Origin of the sequence: Streptomyces coelicoflavus, from assembly GCF_045041415.1 — a bacterium.
Taxonomy (GTDB): Bacteria; Actinomycetota; Actinomycetes; order Streptomycetales; family Streptomycetaceae; genus Streptomyces; species Streptomyces coelicoflavus.
On the sequence record NZ_CP108218.1, the window covers coordinates 404,520 to 430,052 of the forward strand.

Consider the following 25,533-nt stretch of genomic DNA (forward strand, 5'->3'; position numbering starts at 1 on the left):
CTCACGACAGCACGGCGCCGGGTGGCCGTACAGGGGTGCCGGGCCGGGTCGCTGCGGGGTCCCAGTCCGGGGCGGGTGAGTCTGTGCGGATGCCCAGACGGCGGGGCGAACCAGCCCGTGCGGATGCCCGGACGGCCGAGGCGGGGCGACGTCCGGTGCCTGCCCGTACCGACGCAGGGCGCGGGGCACCCCGGGGACCGGCTCCTGAGTCTCCGGGGCGCCCGGGAATTCCGGGGAGGGTGGGGTGTCGGGGGCCGTGGGGGCTCCTACGGCCCCGGGGGCGGCTTCCGGCGTCGAGGGGGCAGGTGCCTCAGTCGCGCAGGACGCGGCGGGCGGTGAGGGCCAGGCTGAACTCGACGACGTCGGCCGGGCGGGCCAGGGAGCGGCCGGTGAGCTGTTCGCAGCGGCGGAGGCGGTTGAGGACCGTGTTGCGGTGGCAGTAGAGGCGCTCGCCGGCGCGCTGGGCCGAACCGTCGCACTCCAGCCACGTCGTGAGGGTGTCCAGCAGCACCTCGCGGTCGGCGGGCTCCAGGCGGAGCAGGGGGCCGAGGACCTTCTCGGCGAGGGCCCGGCCCAGCTCGGGACTGGAGACGACCAGTGCGGCGGGGAGCTGGTCGGACAGCCGTACCGTGCCGCCTGCCGCGGGGCAGATGCCCAGGGCCGTGTCCGCGAGCCCGCGGGCCTCTCCGACGGCGGCGAGTCCGTCGACCGGGCTGCCGATGCCGATCCGCAGGCCCGGGAGGGGGGCCCGGGACGCGGTCCCGGGCTGCGCCGGCTCCGTGAGCCCTTCGCGGGCACCGACCAGGACGATGCCGTAGTCGACCTCGGGCCCGGCGTGCCAGTGCACCCGGGCTCCGGGCGGCACGGCGGCGGCGCGGGCGGCGTCGGCGCGGGCCGGGGGTCCGCCGGTGAGCGCGACGACGACGTAGCGGCCCTGTTCGGGCAGGTCGAGGGCCCGGGCGGCCTCGGGCAGGTCGGCGATGCGGCCGGTGCCGTCGAGGAGGCCGGCGGCCAGCAGCCGGGCCCGGTTCTCGCGGCGCCGGCCGATCTGCCACTCGGTCTGCCGGTAGGCGTCCGCGACGAGGGTGCAGTGCTCGTCGACGAAGTTCCACACGTCGGCGGCCACGTGCACGAGGAGCCGCACGTCCTCGGGGGCCGCCCTGGACGTCTCCTCGACCAGCCGCTGCCACACCAGTGAGCCGCCCAGGCGGAACGCGTGCAGCAGGGCGTCCAGCGGGAGTCCCTGTTCGGCGCGGGCGGCGCCGATCCGCCAGGAGCAGCGGCGGGCCGCGTCGCGGGCGCCGCGCGGGTCGAGCAGCGAGGCCACGCTGTGCCGCAGGGAGCGGTGGGCCTCCTGCCAGGTGGCGGTGGGGTCCTTCGCTACGGCGGCCCGATAGGCGGGCTCCTGCTCCTCCAGCAGGGCCACCAGGCGGTCGGTCAGGTCGGGCAGGTCGTCGAGCAGGGTGCGGGCGGCCCGGTGCAGGACACGCAGTGCGTCGGCGTCGATCAACGACGTGACGCCGGGTGTCCGCGGGCGTGGAACGGGCGTCAGCCCGGTGCGGATCGCTGCTCGTGACCGTACGGCGTGCTGCATCGCGGTCCTCCCCAGGGCAGGGCTTGCGGGGGCGCCGGCCCGCGACGGGCCGTCCCGCCGCGACGGGTCCGCCCCCTGACTCGTCCTGCCCCGAAGGATGACATACCGTCCGGTCGGTCCCTAGGGTTGTGCACCGGTCTTTTCCTGGTGACCGGCCGGCCGCCGGGCCTCCCCGGCCTGTTCCGCCTGCCCGACCACGCGGGCCAGCTCGAGGCGGGACCGGACGCCGAGCGCGGCGAACACCTTGCGGAGGTGGTAGTCGACGGTGCGGGTGCTCACCGCGAGGGTCAGCGCGACCTCGCGGTTGGTGGCGCCCTCGGCGACGTGCCGTGCGATGCGCAGCTGCTGCGGGGTCAGACGGGAGAGGCGGGTCGGTGTTCCGGCGCGGACGACGGGCGCGGTGGCGCCGAGGGCGCGCAGTTCGTCGCGTGCCTGGGCGGCCCACACGCCGGCGCCGCACCGCTCGAAGCCGGCCAGCGCGGTACCGAGGCGGCCGCGGGCCTCGCGCGGTCTGCGGCGCCGGCGCAGCCACTTGCCGTACAGCAGTGCGGTGCGGGCCCGTTCGAAGTCGCCGCCCGCCTCGTCGTGCCGGGCGAGCGCGCGCCGGTAGAGCTCGTCGGCGCTCTCCGGCGGGGCGAGGAGCGCGCGGCAGCGGGCCAGTTGGGCGGCGGCCTGCGGGTCGGCGCCGAACGCCGCCCAGCCGGCGAGGTCCGTGAGGGCCTCGCGGGCGTCCTCCTCACGTCCGGCGAGGACCGCGGCCTCCACGAAGCAGGGCACGGCCAGCCGCCACACCGCGAAGTGGCCCCGCCCCGGACCCGGCAGGACGAGGAGTCCGAGCCGGTCCGCGGCGTCGAACGCACGTCCCCGGCCGAGGTCGGCGCGGGCCGCCGCCCACTGGGCGAGGGTGACGGCCTGGGCCAGCCCGTGCCGTCTGGCCGTGTCCAGCGCGGCCGCGACGTGCCCGGCGACGACGTCCGGTTCCTCCTCGATCGAAGCGGCGAGGGCCAGTACCGCCCGGTGGTGCGCCGCCGTGTTCCGCTGCCCGGACCGCAGTGCCGCTCGCAGCCCCTCCTCCGCGTGGGCGCGGGCCTGCGGGTGCCGGCCGGCGCGCAGTTCGGCGTAGGCGAGGTACTCCAGTGCCCGCGGCTCCAGCACCTCCGACCCGAGTTGCCGGGCGGCGGCCAGGGCCCGGGCTCCGGCGCCGCGGGCCGCGTCGACGTCGCCGAGCAGCAGCGCGGCCGCCGCCGAGCGCAGCAGCGGCTCGGGCCGGTGCTCCGTCCTGCCCCGCGCCACCACCTGCCCGAGCGGTGCGCCGGCCCGGTCGAACCGTCCTTCGAGCAGGGCCCGCATACCGGTGCGGTGGTCGGACACGGCGGCCACCGGGTGCGGGGCGGTGCGACCCTGCCGTTCATGGGACTCCTCCCGTTCGTACGGCCCCGGCGGCCCGTGGTCCAGGGCCGTGGCGCCGGGCGGTGATGCGGGGGCGAGGGTGGCCAGACACGCGGGCAGGTCGCCCGCCGCCCAGGCCGCGTCGGCGGCGGCCATGGCGGCGGTCGCGGCGTCGGCGGGCGCGTCCGCGGCGAGCAGGGAGGCGGCCAGCAGCAGGGACTGGTGGGCGTCGCCGACCGGGCCGTCCCGCAGTTCGACGAGTCCGCGCACCAGCTCGGCACGGCCTCGCACGGCGGCGGGCGCGCTGTGCCGTCGGGCGGCGACGAGGAGCGGGCGGGCCTGTTCCGGGCGCCCCGCGAGCAGTGCCTGCCCGGCCGCGGCGGTGTACCGCTCCGCCCGCCCCGCGCCGTCGGCCGTCAGCTCGGCGGCGCGGGCGTACGCCGTCGCGCGCAGCAGGTGCGAGGCCGGCACCGTGCCGTCGGCCGCCACCGCCGCGAGCCGCTCCGCCTGCGCGGGGGCCGGCGCCGGGCCGCTCAACGACCAGGCCCGGTGCAGCAGTTCCGGGAGCTGGTGGCCGCCGCTCTCCAGCGCGTCGGCCAACGCCCGGTGCACGGCGCGGCGCGGGTCCGGCGCGGCGGTGGCGTACACCGTGCGGCGGACGAGTGGGCTGTGGAAGCGGAGCCGGTCGCCGGCCAGGGCGAGCTGCGCGGGCAGCGGTTCCGGACGGGCGCCGGGCCCCGGTGCCGGCCGCAGACGCCGCAGCGCCGCACGGACCAGACCCGCGTCGACGTCCGGCCCGTCCGAGGCCCGCACGGCCGCCGCCACCGTCAGCAACAGGTCCCGCGCGTGGGCGTTCGGGCCGGTCGGCACCCCGCCCGCGGCCTCCGCGAGAGCCGGGGCGTCCGCCAGCGGGACGGGCAGGGGCCGGTGTCCGCGCAGCTCGGCCGGGGACAGCCTGCGTACCAGGGCGGCGAGGAGCGCCGGGTTGCCCTCCGCCTCGGCCAGGAGCTGCCCGCGAACGGCCGGGGCGGCGGCGCCCTCGGTCATGTCGTCGAGCAGGGCGGCTGCCCGCTGCGGTGCCAGCGGGTCCAGGCGGACCACGGGCAGGCGGTCGAAGTCCGGGGCGACGGCGCGGTCCGCGGCGGCGGAGAGGAGCAGACCGACCCGCCCGGCGCCGCTCAGGTGCTCCGCCGCGAGGACGAGCGCGGTCCGGGCGGGGTCGTTCCACAGGTGCGCGTCGTCCACGCACACGAGCAGGGGCGACTCGCCGGCCGCCGCCCGAAGGGTGTCCAGCAACTGCCCGGCCGTGACGGTCGCGTCGTCCGGGTCCGGGGCCGGGCCGAGGTGGAGTACGGGACCGGCCCGGAAGGAGCGGGCGGCCCACTGGAGCAGCGTGGTCCGGCCCAGCCCGGGTTCGCCGGTCAGCAGGAGCCGGCCGCACCGGGTGGGCAGCCCGTCCAGCAGCGCGCGCAGCGCCTTCCGTTGCGCGCTGCGGCCGTGGATCCGCACGGCCGGTCGTACGGTCGTCTCTCCGGTCATTCCCGGGAGGCTACGCACGCGTAACCGGAGGCGGAAGGCACCCGTCCGCCCCGCTCCGCCACGGCTTCGGGCCTGTCACCTGCGGTGCTGTGCCGTGTGCGCGGCCCGCGCACTGTGCCGGCGCCCAACCCGCCACGGCGGGCGTGGTGCGGCGGCACAGCGAACGGGCCGCGCACACGAGGAGTCTCCGACCGCCGCCGGAGGGTGCCCGTGAGGTGTCGGAGGCGGAGGGGAATGGGGGTGAGGGGCGTCGGGAACCGTGCGGGCACTTTGCCCCGGGTACTCCTCGAAGGTCGGGCGCGGTCGGCCGCAGACGACGGGCCCGGGGCGGCCTACCGGGCGAGGACCGCGCACGGGCCCGCCCCGCTCCCGGCGCCCGGGCGCTCGGGCACTCGGCCGGGGCATGCGGGGACGCCCTCCCCCGCCCGGTGTGCACGAGGTCCCGCCGTGCCCCGGTGCCCTCCGCCCTGTCCCGACCCCCTGCGGGTGTGGCACGCTCGGCATCGGCCGGGCTCTGGCTCACCGGCCTCATGGAGGAACGTCGGCGGGGCCCGTACCGGGGGCCCGCACCGTGGAGAGGCGACGGCATGCGCATCGGACTGCTCGGCACCGGCCCCTGGGCGGACATGGCACACGCCCCCGCGCTGGCGGCCCACGACGGGCTGGAGTTCACGGGGGTGTGGGGCCGCCGCCCGGATGCCGCCAAGGAACTGGCGGAGCGGCACGGCACGCGCGCCTACGACGACGTCGACGCCCTGCTGGCCGACGTGGAGGCCGTCGCCGTCGCGCTGCCCCCGGCCGTGCAGGCCGGCCTGGCGGTGCGCGCGGCGCGGGCCGGACGCCACCTGCTGCTCGACAAGCCGCTCGCGCCGACGGTGGCCGAGGGGCGGGCGGTCGCGGAGGCGGTGCGTACGGCGGGCGTGGCCTCGGTGGTCTTCTTCACCACCCGGTTCCAGCCCGAGACCGGGGCGTGGATCACCGAACAGGGCGCGAGGGACGGCTGGTTCACCGCGCGGGCGCAGTGGCTCGGCGCCGTGTTCGGCGACGGCGACAGCCCGTTCGCCGACTCGCCGTGGCGGCGCGAGAAGGGCGCCCTGTGGGACGTGGGGCCGCACGCCCTGTCCGTACTGCTGCCGGTCCTCGGTGACGCCCGGCGGGTGGCGGCGGCCGCGCCGGGCCCCGGGGACACCGTCCATCTGGTGCTCGACCACGCGGGCGGGGCGTCCAGCACGCTCACGCTCAGCCTGACCGCGCCGCCCGCCGCGGCGGGTGCCGCGGTGGAGCTGCGCGGCCGGGCCGGCGTGACGCTGCTCCCGGAGACCACCGAGGGTCCGGTGCCCGCCCTGCGGCGGGCCGCGGACGCGCTGCTCACCGCCGCCGGCGGCGGGCGCCCGCATCCGTGCGACGCCGCGTTCGGGCTGCGGGTGACCGAGATCCTCGCCGAGGCCGAGGCCCTGCTGGCCGACCTGGGGTGACGGGAGTGACCGCGCTCAGCCGTCGGTCCGCTCCCGCTCGAAGGGTTCGTCGCTCCACCGGAACCAGGCCCGGTCGCCCTCGATGTGCAGCAGGAACTCGGCGACCGGACCGTCGGGCGACACCAGCCGCACCCGTCGTTCGATCTCGGCGTAGACCGTCTCCCACTCCGCCCAGTGCCCGGCGTCGTCCCGTTCCGCGAGGGCGAGTTCGCGGGCGAACAGGTCCCGTACGGCGCCGTAGGCCGGGCCGGCCCGGAACCGCCCCGACAGCCAGGGGAAGTCGGCGCCCTCGATCAGGATCTCCCCGATCTCCGCGCCGGCTCCGGCACGCTCCCCGGTGCCGGGCGCCCCGCGCACGTGCCAGGTCTCGCCCTCGAACCCCATGTCGCCTCCGCCGGACCCGCGTTGATGATCACCCGTGCGGGGCCAGCATGCCACCTGCCGCCCGGACCGGGCCGGAGTCGCTCCGGCCCGGTCCGGCACGATCCGGATCCGGTCCGATCCGGTCAGCGCACGGCCGCCGCGGGACGGAAGTTGATCCGTTCCCGCACGACCGGGTAGCCGGCCTTGGCGAAGTTCGCGGCCATGGGATGGTTCCCCCGGTCCGTCGCCGCGGAGACGAACTCCGCGCCCCGCTCGACCAGGAAGTGGGTGCACTCGGCCAGCAGGTCGTAGGCGTATCCGCGCCCGCGGTGCTCCGGCAGCACGCCGATGAAACCGACGCACGGGCCGGACGGGTTGTGCGCGGGGATGTGGATGCCCGCGAGTTCGCCCCGCGGGGTGTACGCGAGCTGCCACCACTCCCGCGGTGACGGGCACCAGTGGAAGAAGTCCAGCTCCGCCTGTGCGGCCTGGTCGAGTCCGCCCTCCGCGATGTCCATCAGCGCGTGGGCGTCCAGGGTGACGGAGTGGATGCGGCGCAGTGCGTCGAAGAACACCGCGTCGTCGGGCTCCGGGCGGAAGTCCAGTCGGCCGGGCCGCTCGGGGAGCCCGCACTCCGGTGTCCACCGGTACAGGAAGCGTTCGACCAGGAGGTCGTAACCGGCCGCCCGCGCGGCGGTGAAGCGTGCCTCGGTGGCGGTGCGCACGGCGGGGTCATCGCGCCAGGTGCCGGGCGGGTTCAGTTCGAGTTCGACCTGCCAGGGCGCGGTGCGCAGGAGTTCGGCTCCGGCTTCCTCCTCGCCCTCGGCCATGTCGAACCAGTTGACGGTGACGGGTTCGGTGTCGTCGGGGCCGCCCCACCAGGCGGCCCGGGCGACGACGGTGCCGTCGCGCAGGGCGACCCGCTTCCAGTCGGGGCGGTGTCGGGTGCGCCGGTGGCCCTCACGGGCGTCCAGCGGGTCGGGCAGGGTGTCGAAGAGATGGGCGTCGCTCGCGTCGAGCGCGCGGATGACCAGATCGGTCACGGTTCCTCCGGGAAGTGCAGGTGTGGTGCGCTCCCGGTCAGTCGAGGTACGCCGGGACAACGGGGAGGGAGCGCGAAGGTGAGGTGAACTGCACGGCTCTGCCCTCCTTCCGTCGGTCTCAGGGCGTCGGGCACAGGCTATGCGACGCCGGGCAGGTCCGGCGACTGTTTTTCGGGTGCGGATTAAACGGACCTTAATCGGCGGTTAAGCGTTCCCGCGTACGAAGCGACCACCCCAAGTCCCAGCTGGGACAACGTCTTTGGGGCAGCGCGGAGCCGGTTGGCCGGCTCATCCGTGCTGCGTACCATCGGCGCACATCGTGAGAGCGCTCTCAGAACCTCACCGCCGCACGGTCGTGCCCCGATCACTCTGGAGACCCCCCACATGACCCCTCGTCACCAGCGTCCGCTCGCCCGCCGCAAGCTCCTGGTCGCCCTCGGCGGCATCGCCGTGGCCGCTCCGGTCGCCGCCGCCGTCGCCCCGCACGCCCTCGCGGAAGTCGGCTCGGACGACGCGGCCCCGAAGGCCGGCGCGGCCGGCGGCCTGCCGCTGACGATCGTCAACGGCACCGGCTCCTTCGGCAACGGCGACGTGCACGTGTACATCGTCGGCAACGTGGACGGCCGCCAGGTGCGGGTCACCCCGGACGGCACCGTGGCACCCGTGGCCCTCGCCGACAACGGCGCCGACGGCTACACCGACTACGCGATCGACCTCGCCGGCAGCGGCGAGACCGAGCTGAACCTGCCCCACCTCTCCGGCCGGATCTACGTGTCCCTCGGCGCGAAGCTGAAGTTCAAGGCCGTCGCGGACGGCGCGGGCAACGCCGCGCTCCAGTACCCGGCGGGCTGGGTCGAGTCCGACCCCAACTACGGGGTGCTGCACGACTGCGCGGAGTTCACGTACAACTCCTCCGGGATGTTCTGCAACACCACCATGGTCGACATGTTCAGTGTGCCGCTCGGCATCCGGCTGACCGGCGCGAAGGACCAGACGACCGGCACCGTACGTGCGGGCGGCCGGGCCGCCGCCTTCGACGCGGTGCGGAAGGTGGAGGAGTTCGCGCCGCTGGTCGTGGACGACACCCGCGTGATCGCACCCGGACACGGGCTGGACGCTGGTCTGTTCCCGAAGGACTACCTCGCCCCGTACATCGACGAGGTGTGGAGCACGTACACCGGCAAGGACCTGAGGATCACCACCAATGCCGGGACCTTCACCGGCCGGGTGCGCGGGGACCGGATGACCTTCGACGGGCCCGCCCAGGTGTCCTTCGCCAGGCCGTCCACCCGGGACGTGCTGTTCTGCGACGGCAGCCTCGCCGCCCCCAACGACGGCACGACCGGTCCGGTCGCCGCGGTCCTCGGCGCCGGGTTCAACCGCTCCACGCTGGTCTCCTCGGCCGACCAGCCCACGACCGACCCCGCGACGTTCTACGGGACCGCGCTGACCAACCACTACTCCAGGGCGGTGCACGCGGCCACCGAGGACGGCAGGGCGTACGGCTTCGCCTTCGACGACGTGGCCGACTTCGCCTCGTACATCCAGGACACGGCCCCCACCGGGTTCCGGCTGACGCTCGGCGCCCTCTGAGCCCCGCCGGCGCACCGCCCCGCCCGGCTCTCCGCGTGCGGGCGGTGCGCCGGCGTAGGAGCGTGGTGGTGTGCGAAAGGTGCCCGCCCTGTCACCGCGTCGGGGCGAGGACCGGCGGAGCTGGCTGAGCGGGGCGCCGCCGCCCCGCTGGGTCCGGGTGCTCCCGCCGGCCCTCGTCGTGGCGATCTGCGCGGCCACCCTGCTCAGTCACGAGCCGCTGGAGATCGGCTTCCTGCTGGGCGCCATCCCGCCGCTGGCGGTCCTGTCGTACGGTCCGCTGGCGACCGCCCTGCTGGGCGGTGTGGTGATCGCGCTCCTGCACATCCCGGCGCTCCAGCTCGACCGGCCGGGCGACGCCGACCTGCTGACCATCGTCTTCGTCGCCGTGCTCAGCGTCTTCGTGTCCTTCGTGCGCAGCCGGCGGGACGCCCAGCTGGGGCTGGAGCGCACGGTCGCCGAGGCCGCTCAGCGCGCCGTCGCTCCCCCGCTGCCCGAGCGGGTCGGGGCGGTGCGCTGCACGGGGCTGTACCGGGCGGCGCAGCGCGGGACGCTGGTCGGGGGCGACTTCTTCGACGTGCGGGACGGTCCCTTCGGCGTACGGGCCGTGACGGGGGATGTGCAGGGGCACGGCCTGTCGGCGGTGTCGACGGTCGCCTCGCTGCTGGGGGCGTTCCGGGAGGCGGTGCTCGACCAGCCGGACCTGGCGTCGGTGGCGGGTCGGCTCGACCGCAGGCTGCTGGTGGACTCGGCGGACGCGCGGCACGCCGAGCTGTTCGCCACGGCCGCGCTGCTGGAGTTCTCCCCCGACGGTCTCGAGGTGCGGGTCGTCGTGTGCGGCAACCCGCCGCCCCTGCTGCTGCGGGGTGCGGACGCCACGGAGCTCGAGGTGTCGCCGTGGACGCCGCTCGGGCTGGGCCTCGCGGACGCCGGGGCGATCGAGGCGTGCACGGTGTCGCTGCGCCCGGGCGACCGGCTCTTCCTCGCCTCCGACGGGGTGGTCGAGGCGAGGGACGACAGCGGCGCGTTCTATCCGCTGGCCGAGCGGCTGGGCGCCCTCGCGGGCGAGGACCCGGCCGCGCTCCCGGACCTGGTCTGGGCGGATCTGGTGCGCTTCTGCCCGGACGTGCAGGACGACGTGACGATGCTGGTGCTCACTCCCTCGCCGCCGGCCGGGGGGTGACCGCCCGCTCGCCCTCCCCCTCCGCGTCGATGTGCGGCAGGATCCGGTCGAGCCACCGCGGAGTCCACCAGGCGTGCCGCCCCAGCAGGGTCATCACGGCCGGCACCAGGAGCAGGCGTACGACGGTGGCGTCGACGAGCACGCTCACCGCCAGGCCGAGCCCGAGCATCTTGACCACGATGTTGTCGCTGATGACGAAGGCGGCGAAGACGCTGACCATGATCAGGGCCGCGCAGGTGATGACCCGCGCGGTGATCTCCAGGGCGTGGGCGACCGCACCCTTGGCGTCCCCGGTGCGCAGCCATGCCTCGTGCACCCGGGAGAGCAGGAAGATCTCGTAGTCCATGCTCAGCCCGAAGATGATCGCGAACATCATCATCGGGACGTAGCTCTCGACGGGCACGGTGCCGGACACGCCGAGTGCGGGTCCTCCCCAGCCCCACTGGAAGACGGCCACGACGACGCCGTAGGACGCGGCGATCGACAGCACGTTGAGGACGGCGGCCTTGAGGGCGACCAGGAGACCGCGGAAGACGGCGAGGATGATCAGGAAGGCCAGGGCGACGACGACCGCGATGATGAGCGGCAGCCGGTCGGCGACGATGTCGCGGAAGTCGACCTGGGCGGCGCTGGTACCGGTGACGTAGCCCCTGGCGTCGGTGCCGGCGACGGCGTGCGGCAGGGTGCTGTCGACGAGGCGGTTGGTGAGCCCGGTGGTGGCGGCGCTCTGCGGGGAGTGGGCCGGGTAGACGGTGGCGAGCAGGACGTCGCCGTCCTGGGTCGCGGTCACCGGTGTCACCGCGGCCGTGCCGGACATCCCGTCGAGAGCCTTGCCGACCTGCGAGGCGAGGTTCGAGCGCTGCGACTGGGGCACGCCGCTCTGGTCGACCACCACGGTCAGCGGACCGTTGGAGCCGGGTCCGAAGGCGTCGGACATCAGGTCGTATGCCCGCCGGTCGGTGAAGGACGTGGGATCGGCGCCGTCGCCGATGTGGCCGAGCTGGATCGAGAACACGGGGACGGCCAGTACGGCGAGGGCCGCCACGCCGCCGGCCAGGAAGTACCAGGGCCGCCGCTCCACGCGCCGCGCGTAGCGGTGCCAGGTGCCGTGCGGCTCGGCGCCCGGCTCGGCGTCGGTCTCGGCGACGGGCCGGCGTACCCGGAGGCGGTCGATGTGCCGGCCGACGAGCCCGAGCAGGGCGGGCACCAGGGTCAGCGCGCCCAGGACGGCGGAGACGACCGTCACGGCCGCGGCGATGCCGAGCTTGCCGATGAAGGAGACCCCGGAGGCGTAGAGGCCGAGGAGCGCGACGATGACCGTGCAGCCGGAGACGAGGACGGCCCGGCCGCTGGTGCCGGTGGCGTGGCCGGCCGCCCGCACCGGATCGGCGCCGTTCATGAGGTTCTGCCGGTGCCGGGTGATCAGGAACAGGGCGTAGTCGATGCCGACGCCCAGTCCGATCATGGTGGCCAGCGTCGGAGAGACGGTGGCGAAGGTGAACGCGGCGGCGAGCAGGCCCAGGGCGGCCAGTCCGCCGACCACCGCGATCAGGGCGGTCACCAGGGGTGCGACGGCGGCGAGGACGCTGCCGAAGCCGATCAGCAGGACGACGACGGCGACGCCGAAGCCGATGAGTTCGCTCACCCGGTCGTCGGCGTCGGGACGGGCCAGTTCGCCGAGCGGCCCGCCGTACTCGACCTCTGCGTCGGCCGAGCGCAGTGGCTGGACGGCGTCGTCGACTCCGTGCAGGTAGCCGTCGCCCAGTTGGGAGGGCTGGATGTCGAAGCGGACGGTGATGTAGCCGGTGCGGCCGTCCGTCGACAGGGGGCCCTCGTTGTGTCCTCCGGAGGAGCCGGAGGCCGGGGCGGCGGTGAGCGGGTTCTGGACGGACAGCACATGCGGGAGTTTCTGCAGATCGCCCACGGTGGTGGCCATCTGCGAGTCCAGCGAGGTCAGCGCCTTGTCGTGGTCGTGCACGACGATCTGGCCGCTGTAGCCGCCGGCCGCCGGATCGTGCCGTTGCAGGACGTCCAGGCCCTGCTGCGACTGGGACGAGGGGAGCGTGAAGTCGTCCGAGTAGTCGCCGCCGAAGGAGCGGTTCGTCAGGGTCAGCGCCACCAGGGCGGCCAGCCACGCGACGACCACGATCACCCCGTGCCGGGCGCACCACTCTCCCCACCGCCGCAGGCCCCCCGTTCCCGCCGTCCCCCGTCCCCCGGCGCCGGTGCGCCTTCCTGCCATGACCGTGGTCCTTCTGCCGGGCGAAACGCTCGATGGCTCCCATTACACGCCGGGGCGTCCCGGGCGGCACGTCGGACCGGGCCCCTCCGTCGGCGCTTCCGGATGCGCGGGCCGGTTCCGCATTGAATGGTGTTATCGGGATATTCGGGACCGACAACAGCACGGCACCGAAGCAGCGATCCGGATGCGAGGAGCACTGATCATGTCGACGTCACAGCCCGACGCCTCCCGACCCTCCGAGGCCGGTCCGGGGGACGACCGCGCCACCCCGGACGACCTGCTCCACGCCCGCACCGGCACGGAGGTGTCCCCGGAGGACATCGTCCTGGCGGCCGGCCGGGACGTCACCCCGCAGAACCTGGAGTGGGCCAGGCGCAAGCTGGCCGAGGAGGGCCCCTCGGCCCTCGACAAGCTGCTGCCCTGACCGCGGGGAGCCCCCGGCCGGACGCACCGCTCCGGCCGGGGGCTCCCCGTGTGCTGTTCCGGTGCTAGGACTCGGGCAGCTCCGTCTCGTCCTCCACCACGTGCACCGCTGCCTCCTCGGCGCCCGCGGCCCCGCCGTCGACGCCGACGTCCTGCGCGACCGTCTCCTTGGTCGTGTCCGCGCGTACGCCCTCGTCGGGGGCGACCAGGCGGCCCGAGCGGTCGGTGCCCGCCTCCGGGTCGACCGGTTCGCCCTCGCCCCCGGGTTCGTCGCCCACACCGTCCCCGTCGGGCGCCGACACGTCGGGCACCTCCTCGGCCAGCCGTTCGTCGAGGGTCTCGCCCTCGTGCTGTTCGGCGGCCGTGGTGCCGTGCTTGGTCACCCCCAGGGGCTTCTCCGGCGGGGAGTAGCCCTCGTCGAGGGTGTCGTCGTACGTCCGCTCGTCGAGGGCGTCCTGGAGGTCGAGGGGCGCGGCGTCCTCCTGCTCCTCGTTGCTGCCGGTGGGCTGGTAGGTGTCGTCGGCCATCGGGTCGGTGCCCATCGCTGCCTCCCTCTCGCGCTCGCGTCGGCTCGGTGGTCCCGCTGTCCGGGTTCGCGTTTCCCGATACGCGATCTCTAACCCGGGGGCGCCACGCGGATCTCCAGGTCGGTGATGTGGTGGGGCGCCCAGCCCCGGGTGTAGGCCGGCGGGGTGCCGCCGGGTCCGGTGAGGGCGGCGACCGGGATCCGCCGGGCGGTGTCCAGGATCTCGGCGACGGTGGTGTTCTCGTTGTTGCCGCTGGTGGAGCCGGAGGAGCAGCCGGTGTAGTAGCCGATCGGGATGGACTCGTGGCCGGTGAGCAGACAGGGCGGGCGGACCCCGAGCCGGTGCAGCTCGTCGGCGACGCGGGCCCAGTCCTCGCGGCTGTCGACGTTGCGGTTCACGGTGCCCACGAGGACCGAGAACTGGACCGTCAGATGCCCGGCCACCGCGAGCGCGACCAGCGTCGTGGCCACCGGCCGCCACCGGTCCCGCCCGGCCTTGACCAGGTGCCACAGCGCGTCGGCGACCGGGAGGGCGAGCAGGGCGTAGGCGGGCTGGAGGAAGCGGGGCGCCGCGTAGCCGATCATGAACAGGTACGGCGCCGCGGCCGTGACGGCGCAGGCGAGGGGGACCAGTGTCGCGGTGGCGCGGCGGGCCCGGAGCGCGACGACCGCGCCGACGGCGGCGACCACCGGGAGGAGCAGCCACCACAGGGTGACGACCGGGTGCGGCATGGATCCGGTGCACGGGCGGCACAGTCCCCGTCCGCCGAGGCTGCGCATCTGGTCGTCGACGGCGATGTTCCAGCCGAGGCCGCCCTGGATCTCGGAGGCACGCTCCAGCCGCTCCCCGAGCCCGCCGTACCAGGCGTACGCCTCGATCACCCACTCCCCTCCCCCGACCGCCAGGCCGCCCGCGAGGGCGAGCAGCAGCGGCCAGTGGCGGCGTACGAGGACGACGACCAGCAGCGGCACGGCCACCCAGACGGCGTCGGTGGGCCGCATCAGCGCCATCAGCACGGCTCCGGCGGCCGCTCCCCACAGCGCGCCCCGGGCGGAGCGCCCCCGGGGCTCCCTGGCACCCAGCGCCCGCAGGGTGCAGCCCACGGTGGTGAGGGCGCCGATCCCGACCCAGTAGTTGGGCATGGCCTGCGGACCGTAGAAGAGGGTCACCCACAGCGTGGCGAGGAACGCCCCACCGGTGGCGAGGACCCGGGCCGGGAACAGGCCCTGCCATGCGCGCAGGGCGAGGTAGAGGCCCAGGCCCGAGAGCACGGCGAGGTAGACGCGCAGGAGTTCGGTGGAGGCCGACCAGGAGGCGACGGGTGCCACCAGCAGGGAGACGCCGCGGGAGCGCGGCGCGCTGAAGAAGGCGGCGGGGTGGTGGGTGGTGACCTGGCTGGTGTACACGATCTCGTCCCAGCCGAGCCCCATCCAGGGGTGCACGAGGACCAGTTGGACCAGGGTGAAGGCGGCGGCCACGGCGGCCACGGGTCTGACGCCGCGCCATCGCCGCGGGGTGCCGGACGCCTTCGCCGCCGTGCCCCTCCGTCCGTCGACAAGAGTGGCGTTCGCGCCGTCGGTCATCGTGCACCTTTCACCCCCGCGCGTCGCGGGGCCGCTCGTCCCTCACCTCCTGCCGCCCGTGGCGGGAGCCCGGATTCCCGGAAAACATGATCAAACTAACCCGCGTGCCCCCGAAGCACAGGACGGAACTCGGCCAGTCGCCGGGTCTCATCCGTCGCCGGGGACCGAACGGTCGCCGACGCCGGGCCGGCGGTGCGGGGGCTGTTCGGGCGTGGGCCGCCACTTCGGCGCGGTGATGCCGAGCGTAACGGGTCCGTCTCCGTTCACGTGCACCTCGGTGCCGTGGTGATGGATCGTCAGGGGCGGTCCACCCAGCAGCGAGTACGACGCCCGGTCGGGGCCGATCTCCACCTGGAGGCACCGGCCCCGGAACTGGAGCCGGAAGGCGAGGCGGCTGAACTTCTCGGGCAGGCGGGGCGTGAAGCGCAGGCTGTCGCCGTCCCGCCGGGTGCCGCCGAACCCGGCGACCAGCGCCATCCACGTACCGGCCAGCGAGGCGATGTGGAGTCCGTCGCGGGTGTTGTGCTCCAGGTCCGCCAGGTCCATCAGGGCGGCCTCGGTGGCGTAGTCGTAGGCCAGCCGCAGATGTCCCGTCTGGGCGGCGACGACGGCCTGGCAGCAGGCGGACAGGGAGGAGTCCCGTACGGTCAGCGGCTCGTAGTAGGCGAAGTTCGCGGCCATCTGGTCGTCGTCGCAGTGGGCGTCGAACCAACTGCCGCAGGTGTACATGGCCAGCACCAGGTCGGACTGCTTGATCACCTGTTTGCGGTAGATGTCGAAGTAGGGGAAGTGCAGCATCAGCGGGTACTGGTCGGCGGCCGTGCGTGCGAAGTCCCAGCGCTGGTGGCGGGTGAAGCCGGCGTGCTGCTCGTGGACGCCGATCTCCTCGTTGTACGGGATGTGCACGGCCTCGGCGGCGTCCCGCCAGGCGGCGCTCTCCTCCTCGTCGACGCCGAGCCGGGTCGCCTCCTCCGGGTGGCGTTCGCACACGTCGGCGGCGGCGAGGAGGTTGGCGCGCGCCATCAGGTTGGTGTACGTGTTGTCGTCGACGACGGCGCTGTACTCGTCCGGTCCGGTGATGCCGTCGATGTGGAAGACGCCGTGGTGGTCGTGGTGGCCCAGGGAGCGCCACAACCGGGCGGTTTCCACCAGGAGTTCCAGGGCGGTCTCGCGTTCGAAGTCGATGTCGCCGGTGGCCGCCGTGTAGCGCACCGCGGCGTGCGCGATGTCGGCCGCCACGTGGAAGGCGGCCGTGCCGGCCGGCCAGTACGCGGAGCCCTCCGAGCCGTCGATGGTCCGCCAGGGGAACGCGGCGCCGCGCAGCCCGAGCTGGGCGGCGCGGTCGCGGGCGGCGGGCAGGGTGGCCTGCCGCCAGCGCAGCGCCTCGGCGACGGCCTTCGGCGCGGTGTAGGTGAGCAGGGGCAGCACGAACATCTCGGTGTCCCAGAACGCGTGGCCGTCGTATCCGGAACCGGTCAGTCCCTTGGCCGGAATCGCGCGCTGCTCGGCGCGGGCCCCGGCCTGGAGCACATGGAACAGGGCGAAGCGGACGGCCTGCTGGATCTCCTCGTCGCCGTGCACCTCGACGTCCGCGCGGGCCCAGAAGTCGTCGAGGTAGTCCCGCTGTTCGGCCACGAGCCCGTCCCAGCCGCCGTGTGCGGCGGCGGCCAGCGCCGCCTCCACCTGGTCGCTCATCGCGGGCCGGGAGCGGGCGCCGGACCAGCCGTGGGCGACGGTCTTCTGCACCCGCAGCCGCTGTCCCGGGTCCAGGACGGAGGTGATGGTGAGGCGGGACACGTCGGCGTTGCTCTCGCTGCTGGTGGTGATCTCGCCGGGGGCGTCGACGACGTGGTCGGCGGCCACGGCGACCCGCAGGCCGCTGCGCCGGGTGCGGTGGACCAGCCGCAGCCGCGACCCCACGGCCAGGTCCTCCTCCGGCTCCAGCGGGGACTGGAGCGCCTTGGCGGTCCTCGGGTCGCCGTCGGCGGAGGGCAGGCTCTCGTTGGTGACCAGCTCCGACTGGATGACCACCCGGGTGCGGCTGTCGACGGGTTCGACCTCGTACTCCACCGCGGCGATGGCGCGCTGGGTGAGGGAGACGAGGCGGGTGGAGCGCACCCGGACGGTCGTGCCGGCCGGGGAGGTCCACTCGCAGGTCCGCTCGAGGACGCCGCGCCGGAGGTCCAGGGTCCGTTCGTGCTTGCCGAGCCGCCCGTAGCGCAGGTCGAAGGGCTCGTCGTCGACCAGCAGCCGCAGCAGCTTGCCGTTGGTGACGTTGATGGAGGTCTGGCCCGACTCCGGGTAGCCGTAGCCCGCCTCGGCGTAGGGCAGCGGGTGGAGTTCGTAGACGCCGTTGAGGTAGCTGCCGGGCAGGCCGTGCGGTTCGCCCTCGTCGAGGTTGCCGCGCCAGCCGACGTGCCCGTTGGACAGGGCGAAGACGGACTCGCTCTGCGCGAGGAGGTCGAGGTTGAGGGCGGTCTCGCGCACCCGCCAGGGCTCCACGGTGTACGTCCGGTTGGTGATCACGCGTGGTCTCCCAGCTCGGCGAGGTCCTTGACGACGCGGTCGGCGCCGTGGGCGTAGAGGGCGTCGGTCTGGCCGACGCGGTCGACGCCGACGACGTAGCCGAAGTGCCCCGAGCGGCCCGCGTCCATGCCGGCCAGCGCGTCCTCGAAGACGGCGGCGCGGGCGGCCTCGACGCCGAGGTCCCGGGCGGCGGCGAGGAAGGTGTCGGGGTGTGGTTTGCCGGGCAGTTTCCGTTCCCTGGCCACCACGCCGTCGATCCGTACGTCGAACAGCCGCTCGGCGTCGATGGAGCGCAGCACGTCCCGGGTGTTGGCGCTGGAGGAGACGATCGCGGTGGCGAGGCCGGCGGCGCGGACGGCGTCGATGTAGCGCAGCGTGCCGTCGTAGGGTTCCACGCCGTCGGTGCGGATCTTCTCCAGGAGCAGTTCGTTCTTGCGGTTGCCGACGCCGTTGACGGTCCCCGCGTCCGGGGGGTCCTCGGGGGTGCCCTCGGGCAGTTCGATGCCGCGGGAGGCGAGGAAGGAGCGGACGCCGTCGGCGCGGGGGCGGCCGTCGACGTACTGGTCGTAGTCCGAGTCGGTGAAGGGGCGGAAGTCCGGGCCGTCCCGTTCGCTCAGGAAGGCGTCGAAGGTCGCCTTCCAGGCGGCGGCGTGCACCACCGCCGTCCTGGTGACGACCCCGTCGAGGTCGAAGAGGCAGGCCTGGATGTCGTCGGGGAGTCCGAGCTGCGTCGTCATACCCCCACAGTTCCCCGCCGGGGCGGGTCCGATCGGGTGACACACTGTGGGATGTGCCGCTGACGTTCGACGACCTGCTCACCCGCGCCCGCCGCCTCCCCCGGGACGGGCGGCGCGCGATCCTCGGTATCGCCGGCTCTCCCGGGTCGGGCAAGTCCACACTCGCCGCGCACCTGGTGCGGGAGCTGAACGGCACGGGCGAGCCGTGGGTGGCGCACGTGCCGATGGACGGCTTCCACCTCGCCGACGCCGAACTGGACCGGCTGGGTCGCCGGGACCGCAAGGGCGCGCCGGACACCTTCGACGCCGCCGGGTACGCGGCGCTGCTGGAGCGGCTGCGCAAGGAGCGTACGGAGACGGACGGCGACATCGTGTACGCGCCCGGTTTCGAGCGGGTGCTGGAGCAGCCGGTCGCCGGGGCCCTGCCGGTGCCGCCCGCCGCACGGCTGGTCGTGACGGAGGGCAACTACCTGTTGCTGGACAGCGGGGCGTGGGCGCGGGTGCGGCCCCGGCTCGACGAGGTGTGGTTCTGCGCGCTGGAGGAGAAGGAGCGCGTCCGGCGGCTGGTGGCGCGGCACGAGCGCTTCGGCAAGTCCCCGGCCGACGCGGCCGCGTGGGCGCTCGGGCCGGACCGGCGCAACGCCGAGCTGGTCGCCGCTACCCGGCACCGGGCCGACCTGGTGGTGCCGGCGGACGCGGTGACGGGTCCGCCGCCGTGACCGCCTCAGACCGGCGCCCTCAACGCCGGTCTGAGGCGGTCACTTCTCGTCGAAGTCGTCGGGGCGGACGTGTGCCTCCTCGAGGGCCTCGCGCAGGGTCCGGCCGGTGCCGCCGGGCGGGCGGGGCTCGTCCTCGCGCCGGCCCGGGGGCTGCTCGAGAACGTCGTCGGTGGTGTCGGTCTTCGGCCGGTTCTCTTCCGGGACGGTCATGACGTCGGCTCCTCGTCCGTGTCTGCGGGTCCTTCCGTGGCGGCGGGTTCCCGGGGGACGCGGTGCTATCCACGTCCGGGGCGCGGGGTTGTCCGGCGGGGCGGCGCGGGCCGGGCTCCGGGCGCGGTGGTCCGCCCTGCCGGGCACGGGGGGTGAGCTATGTTGACCTCCGTGGGAGACATGGGAGACAAAGGAGGCGCACCCGTGCCGTCGCCGCAGCAGGCACGTGCCCAGGCGTCGGCGATCACCTCGGGACGGGCGGCCCCGGAGTCGGAGCTCTCCCCCACGTCCCGGCTCAGGACGCTGTTCGACCGGCCCCGACTCTCCCCGGGACAGCGCCGCATCGCGCAGTACCTCATCGAGCACCTCACCGAGGCGGCGTTCCTGTCGATCACCGACCTGGCCGACCGGGTGGGCGTGAGCCAGCCGTCGGTGACGCGGTTCGCCTCAGCGGTCGGCTTCAGCGGCTACCCCGCGCTGCGGGAGCAGCTCCAGGCGATCGCGCTGGGCGGCCGGGGCGGCTCCCCGGCCGAGGAGAACCGGGGCAACGAACTCCAGGCGGCCGTGGACGCCGAGATCGAGAACCTGGAGAACCTTCGGCGCGACTTCGCCGACGCGGACCGGGTGATCGACGTCGGCCGCAAGCTGGCGGCGTCCGCGCCGCTGACCGTCCTCGGCCTGCGCATCTCCGTCTCGCTCGCCGAGTACTTCGCCTACGCGGCCCGCCGCGTCCACCCCGACGTGCGGCTGGTGACCCGGGGCGGCACCGTCGCCTACGACGCGCTGCTCCAGTCCCGGGAGGCGGGCGGCACCTGGGTGCTGGCCTTCTCCATGCCCCGGCACGCCCACGAGACGCTGGGCGCCGTGCGGGTGGCACGCGGTGCCGGGCTGAAGGTGGCGCTGATCACCGACCTGGCGCTCGGTCCGGTCGTGGACGAGGCCGACGTCGCCTTCGCCACGGGCACGGGGTCCCGGCTCGTCTTCGACTCCTACGCGGCACCGGGCGTGATGTGCGCGGCGCTGCTCCAGGCCATGACCGACGCGGACCCCGAGCGGACCCAGGCCCGGCTCGAGGAGTACGAGCAGGTCGCGGACCAGCACCAGTTCTTCCTGCGCGACTGACCGGGCGGGCCGGGCCGGCCGGGCGAGCGGGCGCCTTCCGGGCCGGCCGGGGCGGCGATTGGTCGGCGCAGACGGGGGCCATCCGCGTCAAAGCAGGCATGAATGTTTTCATACGTCTTGCAAAGCAGATGGCATATATAAATACTGCTCACGGATCGCGACCCGGCCGCCCCGGAACGCGTCCGCACCTGCCGCGAACACCTCGGCCCGCCGCATTCCTACCCGCTGGGGCGCACCGGGTGTTCCGGTCGGGCATCGCCTGCGCGAGCGCCCGCGGCGGTCCCGGTCGTCCCCTGGACCGGGACCGCCCCCACCCGTCGCCCACCCCGTCGACGCCGCACTCCCGGAAGCGATGATCATGACCCTGACGACCACGCGCCTCAGCCCGGACTGGCCCTGCCAGGTCAAGGCCCCCGGCAGCTACGACTGGGAACGCTCGGCCACCAGATGGCTGCGCGAGCTGGTGCCGGCGCGCTACGCCGGCTACCCGGCCCTGATCCGGCACCCGGTACTGCTCGCCCGGCATGCGCAGATCCAGGTCCAGCACGAGATCCGGGTGGCCCGCACCGCGTTGCAGACCGCCCGCGCGGACCTGCCGCGGCTGGGCCTGCACGAGGCGGCCATCGAGCACACCATCAAGCTGTACGCGGCGGAGGTCCTCCAGTTGCAGCACATCGCGCGCAGCGTGCGGGCGGTCACCGAGGCGCTCGCCGAGCGGGGCGCTGCCGGACGCTGACCGGCCGGCGCGGCTCAGTCCACCGGATGCCCCGGCCGGATGGTGCGGGCGTCGGCGAGCCGCAGCGGCGGGCCGCCGGCGGCCCTCCCCCGCCCGCCCCACTCGACCGGCTCGAGGACGAAACCGACGTGGTCGCCCCCCGGGATCCGCTCCACGACCCGGCCGACGAACCACGCCTCGGCGTCCTCCAGTACGACGGCACCGCCGTACGCCTCCCGCCGGCGGACCCGCCGGAACTTGTCCACGTCGTCGCCGCTGCGCCCGCCGAACAGCTCCGCCGTCTCCCGCTGGTCGCGGGCGAGCAGATGCACGGCCAGCACGTCGGCGGACCGCGCGACGCGGAAGGTCCGGTTGACGTCGGAGATCCAGACGGCGTACCGCACGGGCCGGATGGAGCACTGCGAGGAGAAACCGACCAGGCAGCCGGCCCGCTCCCCGCCCGCGGCGGCCGTGACGACGCACATGTCCGGGTCGAGCCGGTCCAGGAACACGTCCATGGCGGCCATGCTAGGCCGCCGGAGGCGGCTCAGGTGGCGAGCAGTCGGCGCAGGGCCGTGCGCAGGGCGGCGACGAAGGCGTCGCGGGCCGGCTCGTCGAGGACGTCCAGGGACAGGTAGGGGTTGAGGTCCTCCAGTTCGACCAGCAGCAGCTCGCCGTCGGGCGCCCGGCAGGCGTCGACGCGCTGGATGCCGTGGTCGACGCGGTTCCACTCGACGAACCGCCGCGCGAAGCCGAGGTCGGCCACGGTGGCGTCGTACGGCTCCAGCTGCCAGCGGCGGTCGGGGTGCGGGGCGTGGAGGGCGTACTGGTAGTCGTGGTCGACGAAGTAGAAGGAGACCTCGTAGGCGAAGTCGACGCGCGGCTGGACGAGGAGGTCCCGGGCGCCGCGCATCGCCTCCGGCACCCGGCCCGCGGGGACGATCCGCAGGCCCGCCGAGTCCGCGCCGAGCCTGGGCTTGACGACGTACTCATCGGCGGCCGGCAGCAGGTGCAGGTCCTCGGCGCGGTCGACGGTGGGGATGACCGGGAACCCCGCCGCGGTCAGGTCGAGCAGGTACTGCTTGCCGAGCATGTCCGCCCGGCCGGTGAGCTGGTTGTAGACCCGCGTCCCGCGCTCGGCCGCGCGCTCGCGGAAGGCGTCGTAGGCGGCCTTGTACTCCTGCACGGGACCGCTGTTGCGGACGACGACGGCGTCGAAGGCGTCCAGCAGCGCGGCGGCGTCCCGGGGATGGCACAGGGCCAGGTCGAACTCCTCGCGCAGGCGGGAGGTGAGGAAGATGTCCTCGTCGCAGTAGCGCCGCCCGCGCGCCTGGTAGCCCAGGTCGGTGACGTACAGGATGCGGGGGCGGGTGAACGGCATGCGGGACTCCTCCGGGGCTGACCGGAAGTGATCGTATGCGACCGGCCCGACGCACCCCCGGGTGCACTCAGTTCCCTCAGATCGCTGCACTGAGTGCCATGGACCTCGGCGGGCTGCTACGTTCCCCTCCATGAGCACCAGCAGTGCGGCGTCCCGCCGCGGGGACGGGACCGACGCGGCACAGGTCCGGCCGCCGATGCGGGACGCCCTGGTCGCGGCGGCGTTCCGGCTGTTCCTGGAGCGCGGGTACGAACAGACCACGGTGGACGACATCGTCGCCCTCGCCGGCGTCGGACGGCGGTCCTTCTTCCGGTACTTCCCGTCGAAGGAGGACGTGGTCTTCCCCGACCACGAGCGGTGCCTGGCCGACATGAAGGCGTTCCTGGCCCGCTCCCCCGAGGACGCCGACCCGGTGCGGCAGGTGTGCGACGCGGCGCGGCTCGTGCTGCGCATGTACGCCGAGAACCCGGCGTTCTCCGTGCAGCGGTACCACCTCACCAAGAAGGTCCCCGGGCTGCGCGCCTACGAGTTGTCGGTGGTGTGGCGCTACGAGCGCGCCCTCGCCGAGTATCTGCGCGGGCGGCTGGGCGGGCGCCCGGACGGGATCCTGCGCGCCGACGTGATCGCGGCCGCGGTGGTCGCGGCGCACAACAACGCCCTGCGGTCCTGGCTGCGTTCCGAAGGGCGCGACGACGTGGGTGCCGCGGTGGACCACGCGCTGGCGTTCGCGCAGTCCGCGTTCGGCGACGTACCGGTGCCGCCGCGGGGCGAGTCGCCCGAGGACGTGGTGGTCGTGGCCGCGCGTCGCGGGACGCCCCTGTGGCAGGTGCTGCGGGAGATCGAGTCCGCATTCTGAATCCAGGGTACCGAGTGCCTTTACGAGTGACACTCAGTGCCATACGCTGTAGTGCGTGCACGGTGGCACGGTGAGCCGAGCACACGCGTGCCCGGTGACCGCGCACGCGGGATTCCGGCCCGAGTGCAGGGAGTTGACCAGCGTGTACCACTCAGGAAACGTCGCTCAGCAGGCGGCCGGCCCCGCGACGGGCCTGCTCGACCGGGAGGCCAAGGGCCGGGCCCCGGACACCGAGGCCGTCTTCTACCAGCGCTGCACCTGGTGCGGCACCGCCATGTACCACCGGGTGCTGTGTCCGGTCTGCCGCGGCAGCGAGCTGCGGACGGAACGGAGCGAAGGCACCGGCACGGTGCGCCACGCCACCGTGGTGCACCGCAACACCCCTGCCGCGCGCAACGTTTCGCTCATAGAAATGACCGAGGGTTTCGTCCTGCGCGGCCGGGTCATGGGGCCGCTCATCGGCATCCACAGCGGTGACCGGGTGCGGCTGTCCACGGCCAAGGACCCGGTGCGGGGCGAGCCGGTCTTCCAGCTGGTGGACGAGCCGTACCGGGCCTGGACCTGAGGGCGGGTCAGTTCCCGGCGGCCGGCCCTGGCGTCAGCGTGACGCGGATCCCCACGGTGCCGTCGAGACCCCGGCGCAGTCTGCTGCCGAGGAGGGTGAGCAGGCCGACGACGCCGTACTTGCGGACCAGGAGCTTGCGGTAGCGGGCCGTGGTGGCGGGGTCGCAGATCTCCGCCGTCCCCGGGACCTGGTCGCCCTTCGGCCTGCCGCGCACGTCGCAGGGGCCCACCAGGACGTCGGCGCGGTTGCGGACGCGCTTGACCTTCCAGGAGTCGGCCACCGTCCAGACGCCGAGCGCGTCGCCGTCCCGCACGACCCACACGGGGGTGGCGACCGGAGTGCCGTTCTTGCGGTAGGTCGTGACCAGCAGGTACTTGCCGGAGCCGAGCCGGTCCAGTGACGCGTCGTCGTCCATGATCCGGAAGTCTAGACCCGTACGCGTAAGGGCCCTGGCGCGTGCGGACCCGGGTGTGTACGCGCCCAGGACGCGTACACACCCGGGACGCGTACCGGCCCACGGCGTCGCGCCTCAGCCCAGGGCCGCCGCCATCCGCCGCACCGCCTCCGTGAGCACCTCGGGCGAGGTGGCCAGGTTGAGCCGTACGTGCCCCGTCCCGCCGCTGCCGAAGGGGATGCCGGAGCTGAGGGCCACCCGGCCCCGGTCCAGGAAGACCTCCGCCGGGTCGTCGCCCAGGGCCAGGGCGCGGCAGTCGAGCCAGGCGAGGTAGGTCGCCTCCCCGGGGCGGTGGACGACCCCGGGCAGCCGCTCCGCGAGCAGACCGGTGAGCAGCCGCCGGTTCTCCTCGAGCCCGGCGAGCACGGCGTCCAGCCAGGCGGTTCCGTCCCGCAGGGCGGCGGTGTGGGCGAGGACTCCGATGTGGCTCGGCCCGTGTCCGACCTCCTCGGGCATCCGCGCCAGGTCCGCGGCGGCCCCGGGTCCCGCGAGGGCCAGGGCCGCCTTGAGGCCGGCCAGGTTCCAGCCCTTGGACGCCGACATCAGCGCGAGGCCGCGCTCGGCGCCGGGCACGCTCAGATAGGGCACGAACCGCGCACCGGGGGCGGTGACGACCGGCGCGTGGATCTCGTCGGCGACGACCCGGACGCCGTACCGCTCGGCGAGGGCGGCGACGGCGGCCAGTTCGTCGGCAGTGTGCACGGTGCCGGTGGGGTTGTGCGGGCTGCACAGCAGGAAGGCCGCCCGGCCGCCGCCCGCGACGGCCCGCCGGAACGTCTCCTCCAGCACCCCGAGGTCGAGCCGCAGGTCCGGCCCGAGCGGAGCCTCGACGACGCGCCGGTCCAGGTGGGTGACGAACTCGTAGAACGGCGGGTACACCGGCGGGTTGACGATCACCGGATCGCCCGGCTCCGTGACCAGTTTGAGCATCTCGACGACGCCCAGCATCACGTCGGGCACGATCGCCGTGCGCTCCACGGCCAGGTCGTCCCAGCCCCACCGCTTCCCGGCGAAGGCGGCGAGGGCCTCGGCGTAGGCGGTGCCGACGGGGTAGCCGGTGTCGCCGAGTTCCATGGCGTCGGTGACGGCACGCACGACGGCCCCGGCGAGCGGCACGTCCATCTCGGCCACCCACAGCGGCAGTACGTCCTCGGGATAGGTGCGCCACTTCATGCTCGTACGGCGGCGGAGCTGCTCCAGGCCGAGCGCGTGCAGGGGGTTCGGCTCACCGGACGGGTCCCGCGGGATGCTGGTCATGGGCCCAAGATAGGACGCCGTGGCGGGACGGGGGAACAAG

General features: G+C 74.5%; 23 protein-coding genes. 9 read left to right on the forward strand and 14 right to left on the reverse strand.

Features of this window, described 5'->3' with window-relative positions; translation table 11 throughout:
• Window positions 1–310 precede the first annotated feature (310 nt).
• Together OHA99_RS01865 and OHA99_RS01870 are read right to left on the reverse strand one after the other, a co-directional pair.
• The gene (locus OHA99_RS01865; RefSeq protein ID WP_153176409.1) at window positions 311–1,594 is read right to left on the reverse strand and encodes a CdaR family transcriptional regulator; all 1,284 of its coding nucleotides are present in this window, start codon (window positions 1,592–1,594) and stop codon (window positions 311–313) included.
• Window positions 1,595–1,714: 120 nt separating this feature from the next.
• A complete protein-coding gene (locus tag OHA99_RS01870) occupies window positions 1,715–4,522 on the reverse strand; it encodes a LuxR C-terminal-related transcriptional regulator (RefSeq protein ID WP_405693626.1) in 2,808 nt (935 codons plus the stop codon).
• A gap of 587 nt (window positions 4,523–5,109) precedes the next feature.
• Between OHA99_RS01870 and OHA99_RS01875 the strand changes: the two genes are divergently transcribed.
• On the forward strand, window positions 5,110–5,997 hold the full coding sequence (locus OHA99_RS01875; protein ID WP_381502867.1) for a Gfo/Idh/MocA family protein: 888 nt from the start codon (window positions 5,110–5,112) through the stop codon (window positions 5,995–5,997).
• A gap of 15 nt (window positions 5,998–6,012) precedes the next feature.
• Here the strand turns inward: OHA99_RS01875 and OHA99_RS01880 are convergent, their stop codons facing one another.
• Complete coding sequence (locus OHA99_RS01880) at window positions 6,013–6,381, reverse strand: hypothetical protein (protein WP_153176412.1); 369 nt, start codon at window positions 6,379–6,381, stop codon at window positions 6,013–6,015.
• A gap of 122 nt (window positions 6,382–6,503) precedes the next feature.
• Window positions 6,504–7,403, reverse strand: coding sequence for a GNAT family N-acetyltransferase (locus tag OHA99_RS01885; protein ID WP_381502870.1), 900 nt, complete (start codon window positions 7,401–7,403; stop codon window positions 6,504–6,506).
• A 384-nt stretch (window positions 7,404–7,787) separates the two neighbouring features.
• Here OHA99_RS01885 and OHA99_RS01890 point away from each other — a divergent pair, with 384 nt between their 5' ends.
• A complete protein-coding gene (locus OHA99_RS01890) occupies window positions 7,788–8,996 on the forward strand; it encodes a beta-1,3-glucanase family protein (RefSeq protein WP_366471567.1) in 1,209 nt (402 codons plus the stop codon).
• A 70-nt stretch (window positions 8,997–9,066) separates the two neighbouring features.
• Window positions 9,067–10,176 carry a PP2C family protein-serine/threonine phosphatase gene (locus OHA99_RS01895; RefSeq protein ID WP_153176415.1) on the forward strand — a complete coding sequence of 370 codons (1,110 nt, stop codon included), beginning with the start codon at window positions 9,067–9,069 and terminating at the stop codon, window positions 10,174–10,176.
• Here the strand turns inward: OHA99_RS01895 and OHA99_RS01900 are convergent.
• Window positions 10,148–12,418 carry an MMPL family transporter gene (locus tag OHA99_RS01900; RefSeq protein WP_405693630.1) on the reverse strand — a complete coding sequence of 757 codons (2,271 nt, stop codon included), beginning with the start codon at window positions 12,416–12,418 and terminating at the stop codon, window positions 10,148–10,150. The two genes, OHA99_RS01895 and OHA99_RS01900, sit on opposite strands and share 29 nt — an antisense overlap.
• Before the next feature lie 202 nt (window positions 12,419–12,620).
• Between OHA99_RS01900 and OHA99_RS01905 the strand changes: the two genes are divergently transcribed.
• Window positions 12,621–12,842: a hypothetical protein gene (locus OHA99_RS01905; RefSeq protein ID WP_153176417.1), complete on the forward strand. Its 222-nt coding sequence runs from the start codon at window positions 12,621–12,623 to the stop codon at window positions 12,840–12,842.
• A 64-nt stretch (window positions 12,843–12,906) separates the two neighbouring features.
• Here the strand turns inward: OHA99_RS01905 and OHA99_RS01910 are convergent, their stop codons facing one another.
• The 4 genes from OHA99_RS01910 to OHA99_RS01925 all read right to left on the reverse strand — a co-directional run bounded on the left by OHA99_RS01910 (window position 12,907) and on the right by OHA99_RS01925 (window position 18,214).
• Window positions 12,907–13,383, reverse strand: a complete 477-nt coding sequence (locus OHA99_RS01910) for a DUF5709 domain-containing protein (RefSeq protein ID WP_405693632.1) — start codon at window positions 13,381–13,383, stop codon at window positions 12,907–12,909.
• A gap of 74 nt (window positions 13,384–13,457) precedes the next feature.
• Window positions 13,458–14,951, reverse strand: coding sequence for a hypothetical protein (locus tag OHA99_RS01915; protein WP_405693634.1), 1,494 nt, complete (start codon window positions 14,949–14,951; stop codon window positions 13,458–13,460).
• Between the two features lie 147 nt (window positions 14,952–15,098).
• Entirely contained in the window at window positions 15,099–17,477 is a 2,379-nt protein-coding gene (locus tag OHA99_RS01920) for a glycoside hydrolase family 65 protein (protein WP_153176419.1), read from the reverse strand.
• A complete protein-coding gene (locus OHA99_RS01925; RefSeq protein ID WP_366471564.1) occupies window positions 17,474–18,214 on the reverse strand; it encodes a beta-phosphoglucomutase family hydrolase in 741 nt (246 codons plus the stop codon). Before OHA99_RS01925 ends, OHA99_RS01920 begins: the two co-directional genes overlap by 4 nt.
• 53 nt (window positions 18,215–18,267) lie before the next feature.
• Between OHA99_RS01925 and OHA99_RS01930 the strand changes: the two genes are divergently transcribed.
• Window positions 18,268–18,933, forward strand: a complete 666-nt coding sequence (locus OHA99_RS01930; protein ID WP_366471563.1) for a nucleoside/nucleotide kinase family protein — start codon at window positions 18,268–18,270, stop codon at window positions 18,931–18,933.
• 39 nt (window positions 18,934–18,972) lie between these two features.
• Here OHA99_RS01930 and OHA99_RS01935 read toward each other — a convergent pair whose 3' ends face one another.
• Window positions 18,973–19,143: a hypothetical protein gene (locus tag OHA99_RS01935; RefSeq protein WP_164381081.1), complete on the reverse strand. Its 171-nt coding sequence runs from the start codon at window positions 19,141–19,143 to the stop codon at window positions 18,973–18,975.
• Window positions 19,144–19,347: 204 nt separating this feature from the next.
• Between OHA99_RS01935 and OHA99_RS01940 the strand changes: the two genes are divergently transcribed.
• Both OHA99_RS01940 and OHA99_RS01945 read left to right on the forward strand, forming a co-directional pair.
• On the forward strand, window positions 19,348–20,265 hold the full coding sequence (locus OHA99_RS01940; RefSeq protein ID WP_164386192.1) for a MurR/RpiR family transcriptional regulator: 918 nt from the start codon (window positions 19,348–19,350) through the stop codon (window positions 20,263–20,265).
• A gap of 352 nt (window positions 20,266–20,617) precedes the next feature.
• Window positions 20,618–21,001, forward strand: a complete 384-nt coding sequence (locus OHA99_RS01945) for a hypothetical protein (RefSeq protein ID WP_194279817.1) — start codon at window positions 20,618–20,620, stop codon at window positions 20,999–21,001.
• A gap of 14 nt (window positions 21,002–21,015) precedes the next feature.
• Here the strand turns inward: OHA99_RS01945 and OHA99_RS01950 are convergent, their stop codons facing one another.
• Complete coding sequence (locus OHA99_RS01950; RefSeq protein WP_153176424.1) at window positions 21,016–21,507, reverse strand: flavin reductase family protein; 492 nt, start codon at window positions 21,505–21,507, stop codon at window positions 21,016–21,018.
• Between the two features lie 20 nt (window positions 21,508–21,527).
• Entirely contained in the window at window positions 21,528–22,361 is an 834-nt protein-coding gene (locus OHA99_RS01955) for a hypothetical protein (RefSeq protein ID WP_405693638.1), read from the reverse strand.
• 130 nt (window positions 22,362–22,491) lie between these two features.
• Between OHA99_RS01955 and OHA99_RS01960 the strand changes: the two genes are divergently transcribed.
• Together OHA99_RS01960 and OHA99_RS01965 are read left to right on the forward strand one after the other, a co-directional pair.
• Complete coding sequence (locus OHA99_RS01960) at window positions 22,492–23,217, forward strand: TetR family transcriptional regulator (protein WP_405693640.1); 726 nt, start codon at window positions 22,492–22,494, stop codon at window positions 23,215–23,217.
• 142 nt (window positions 23,218–23,359) lie between these two features.
• Window positions 23,360–23,782: a zinc ribbon domain-containing protein gene (locus tag OHA99_RS01965; protein ID WP_366471561.1), complete on the forward strand. Its 423-nt coding sequence runs from the start codon at window positions 23,360–23,362 to the stop codon at window positions 23,780–23,782.
• A gap of 7 nt (window positions 23,783–23,789) precedes the next feature.
• Here OHA99_RS01965 and OHA99_RS01970 read toward each other — a convergent pair whose 3' ends face one another.
• Window positions 23,790–24,197 carry a PPOX class F420-dependent oxidoreductase gene (locus OHA99_RS01970; RefSeq protein ID WP_054101188.1) on the reverse strand — a complete coding sequence of 136 codons (408 nt, stop codon included), beginning with the start codon at window positions 24,195–24,197 and terminating at the stop codon, window positions 23,790–23,792.
• Between the two features lie 114 nt (window positions 24,198–24,311).
• On the reverse strand, window positions 24,312–25,493 hold the full coding sequence (locus tag OHA99_RS01975; protein ID WP_153176428.1) for a MalY/PatB family protein: 1,182 nt from the start codon (window positions 25,491–25,493) through the stop codon (window positions 24,312–24,314).
• Between the last annotated feature and the right edge of the window lie 40 nt (window positions 25,494–25,533).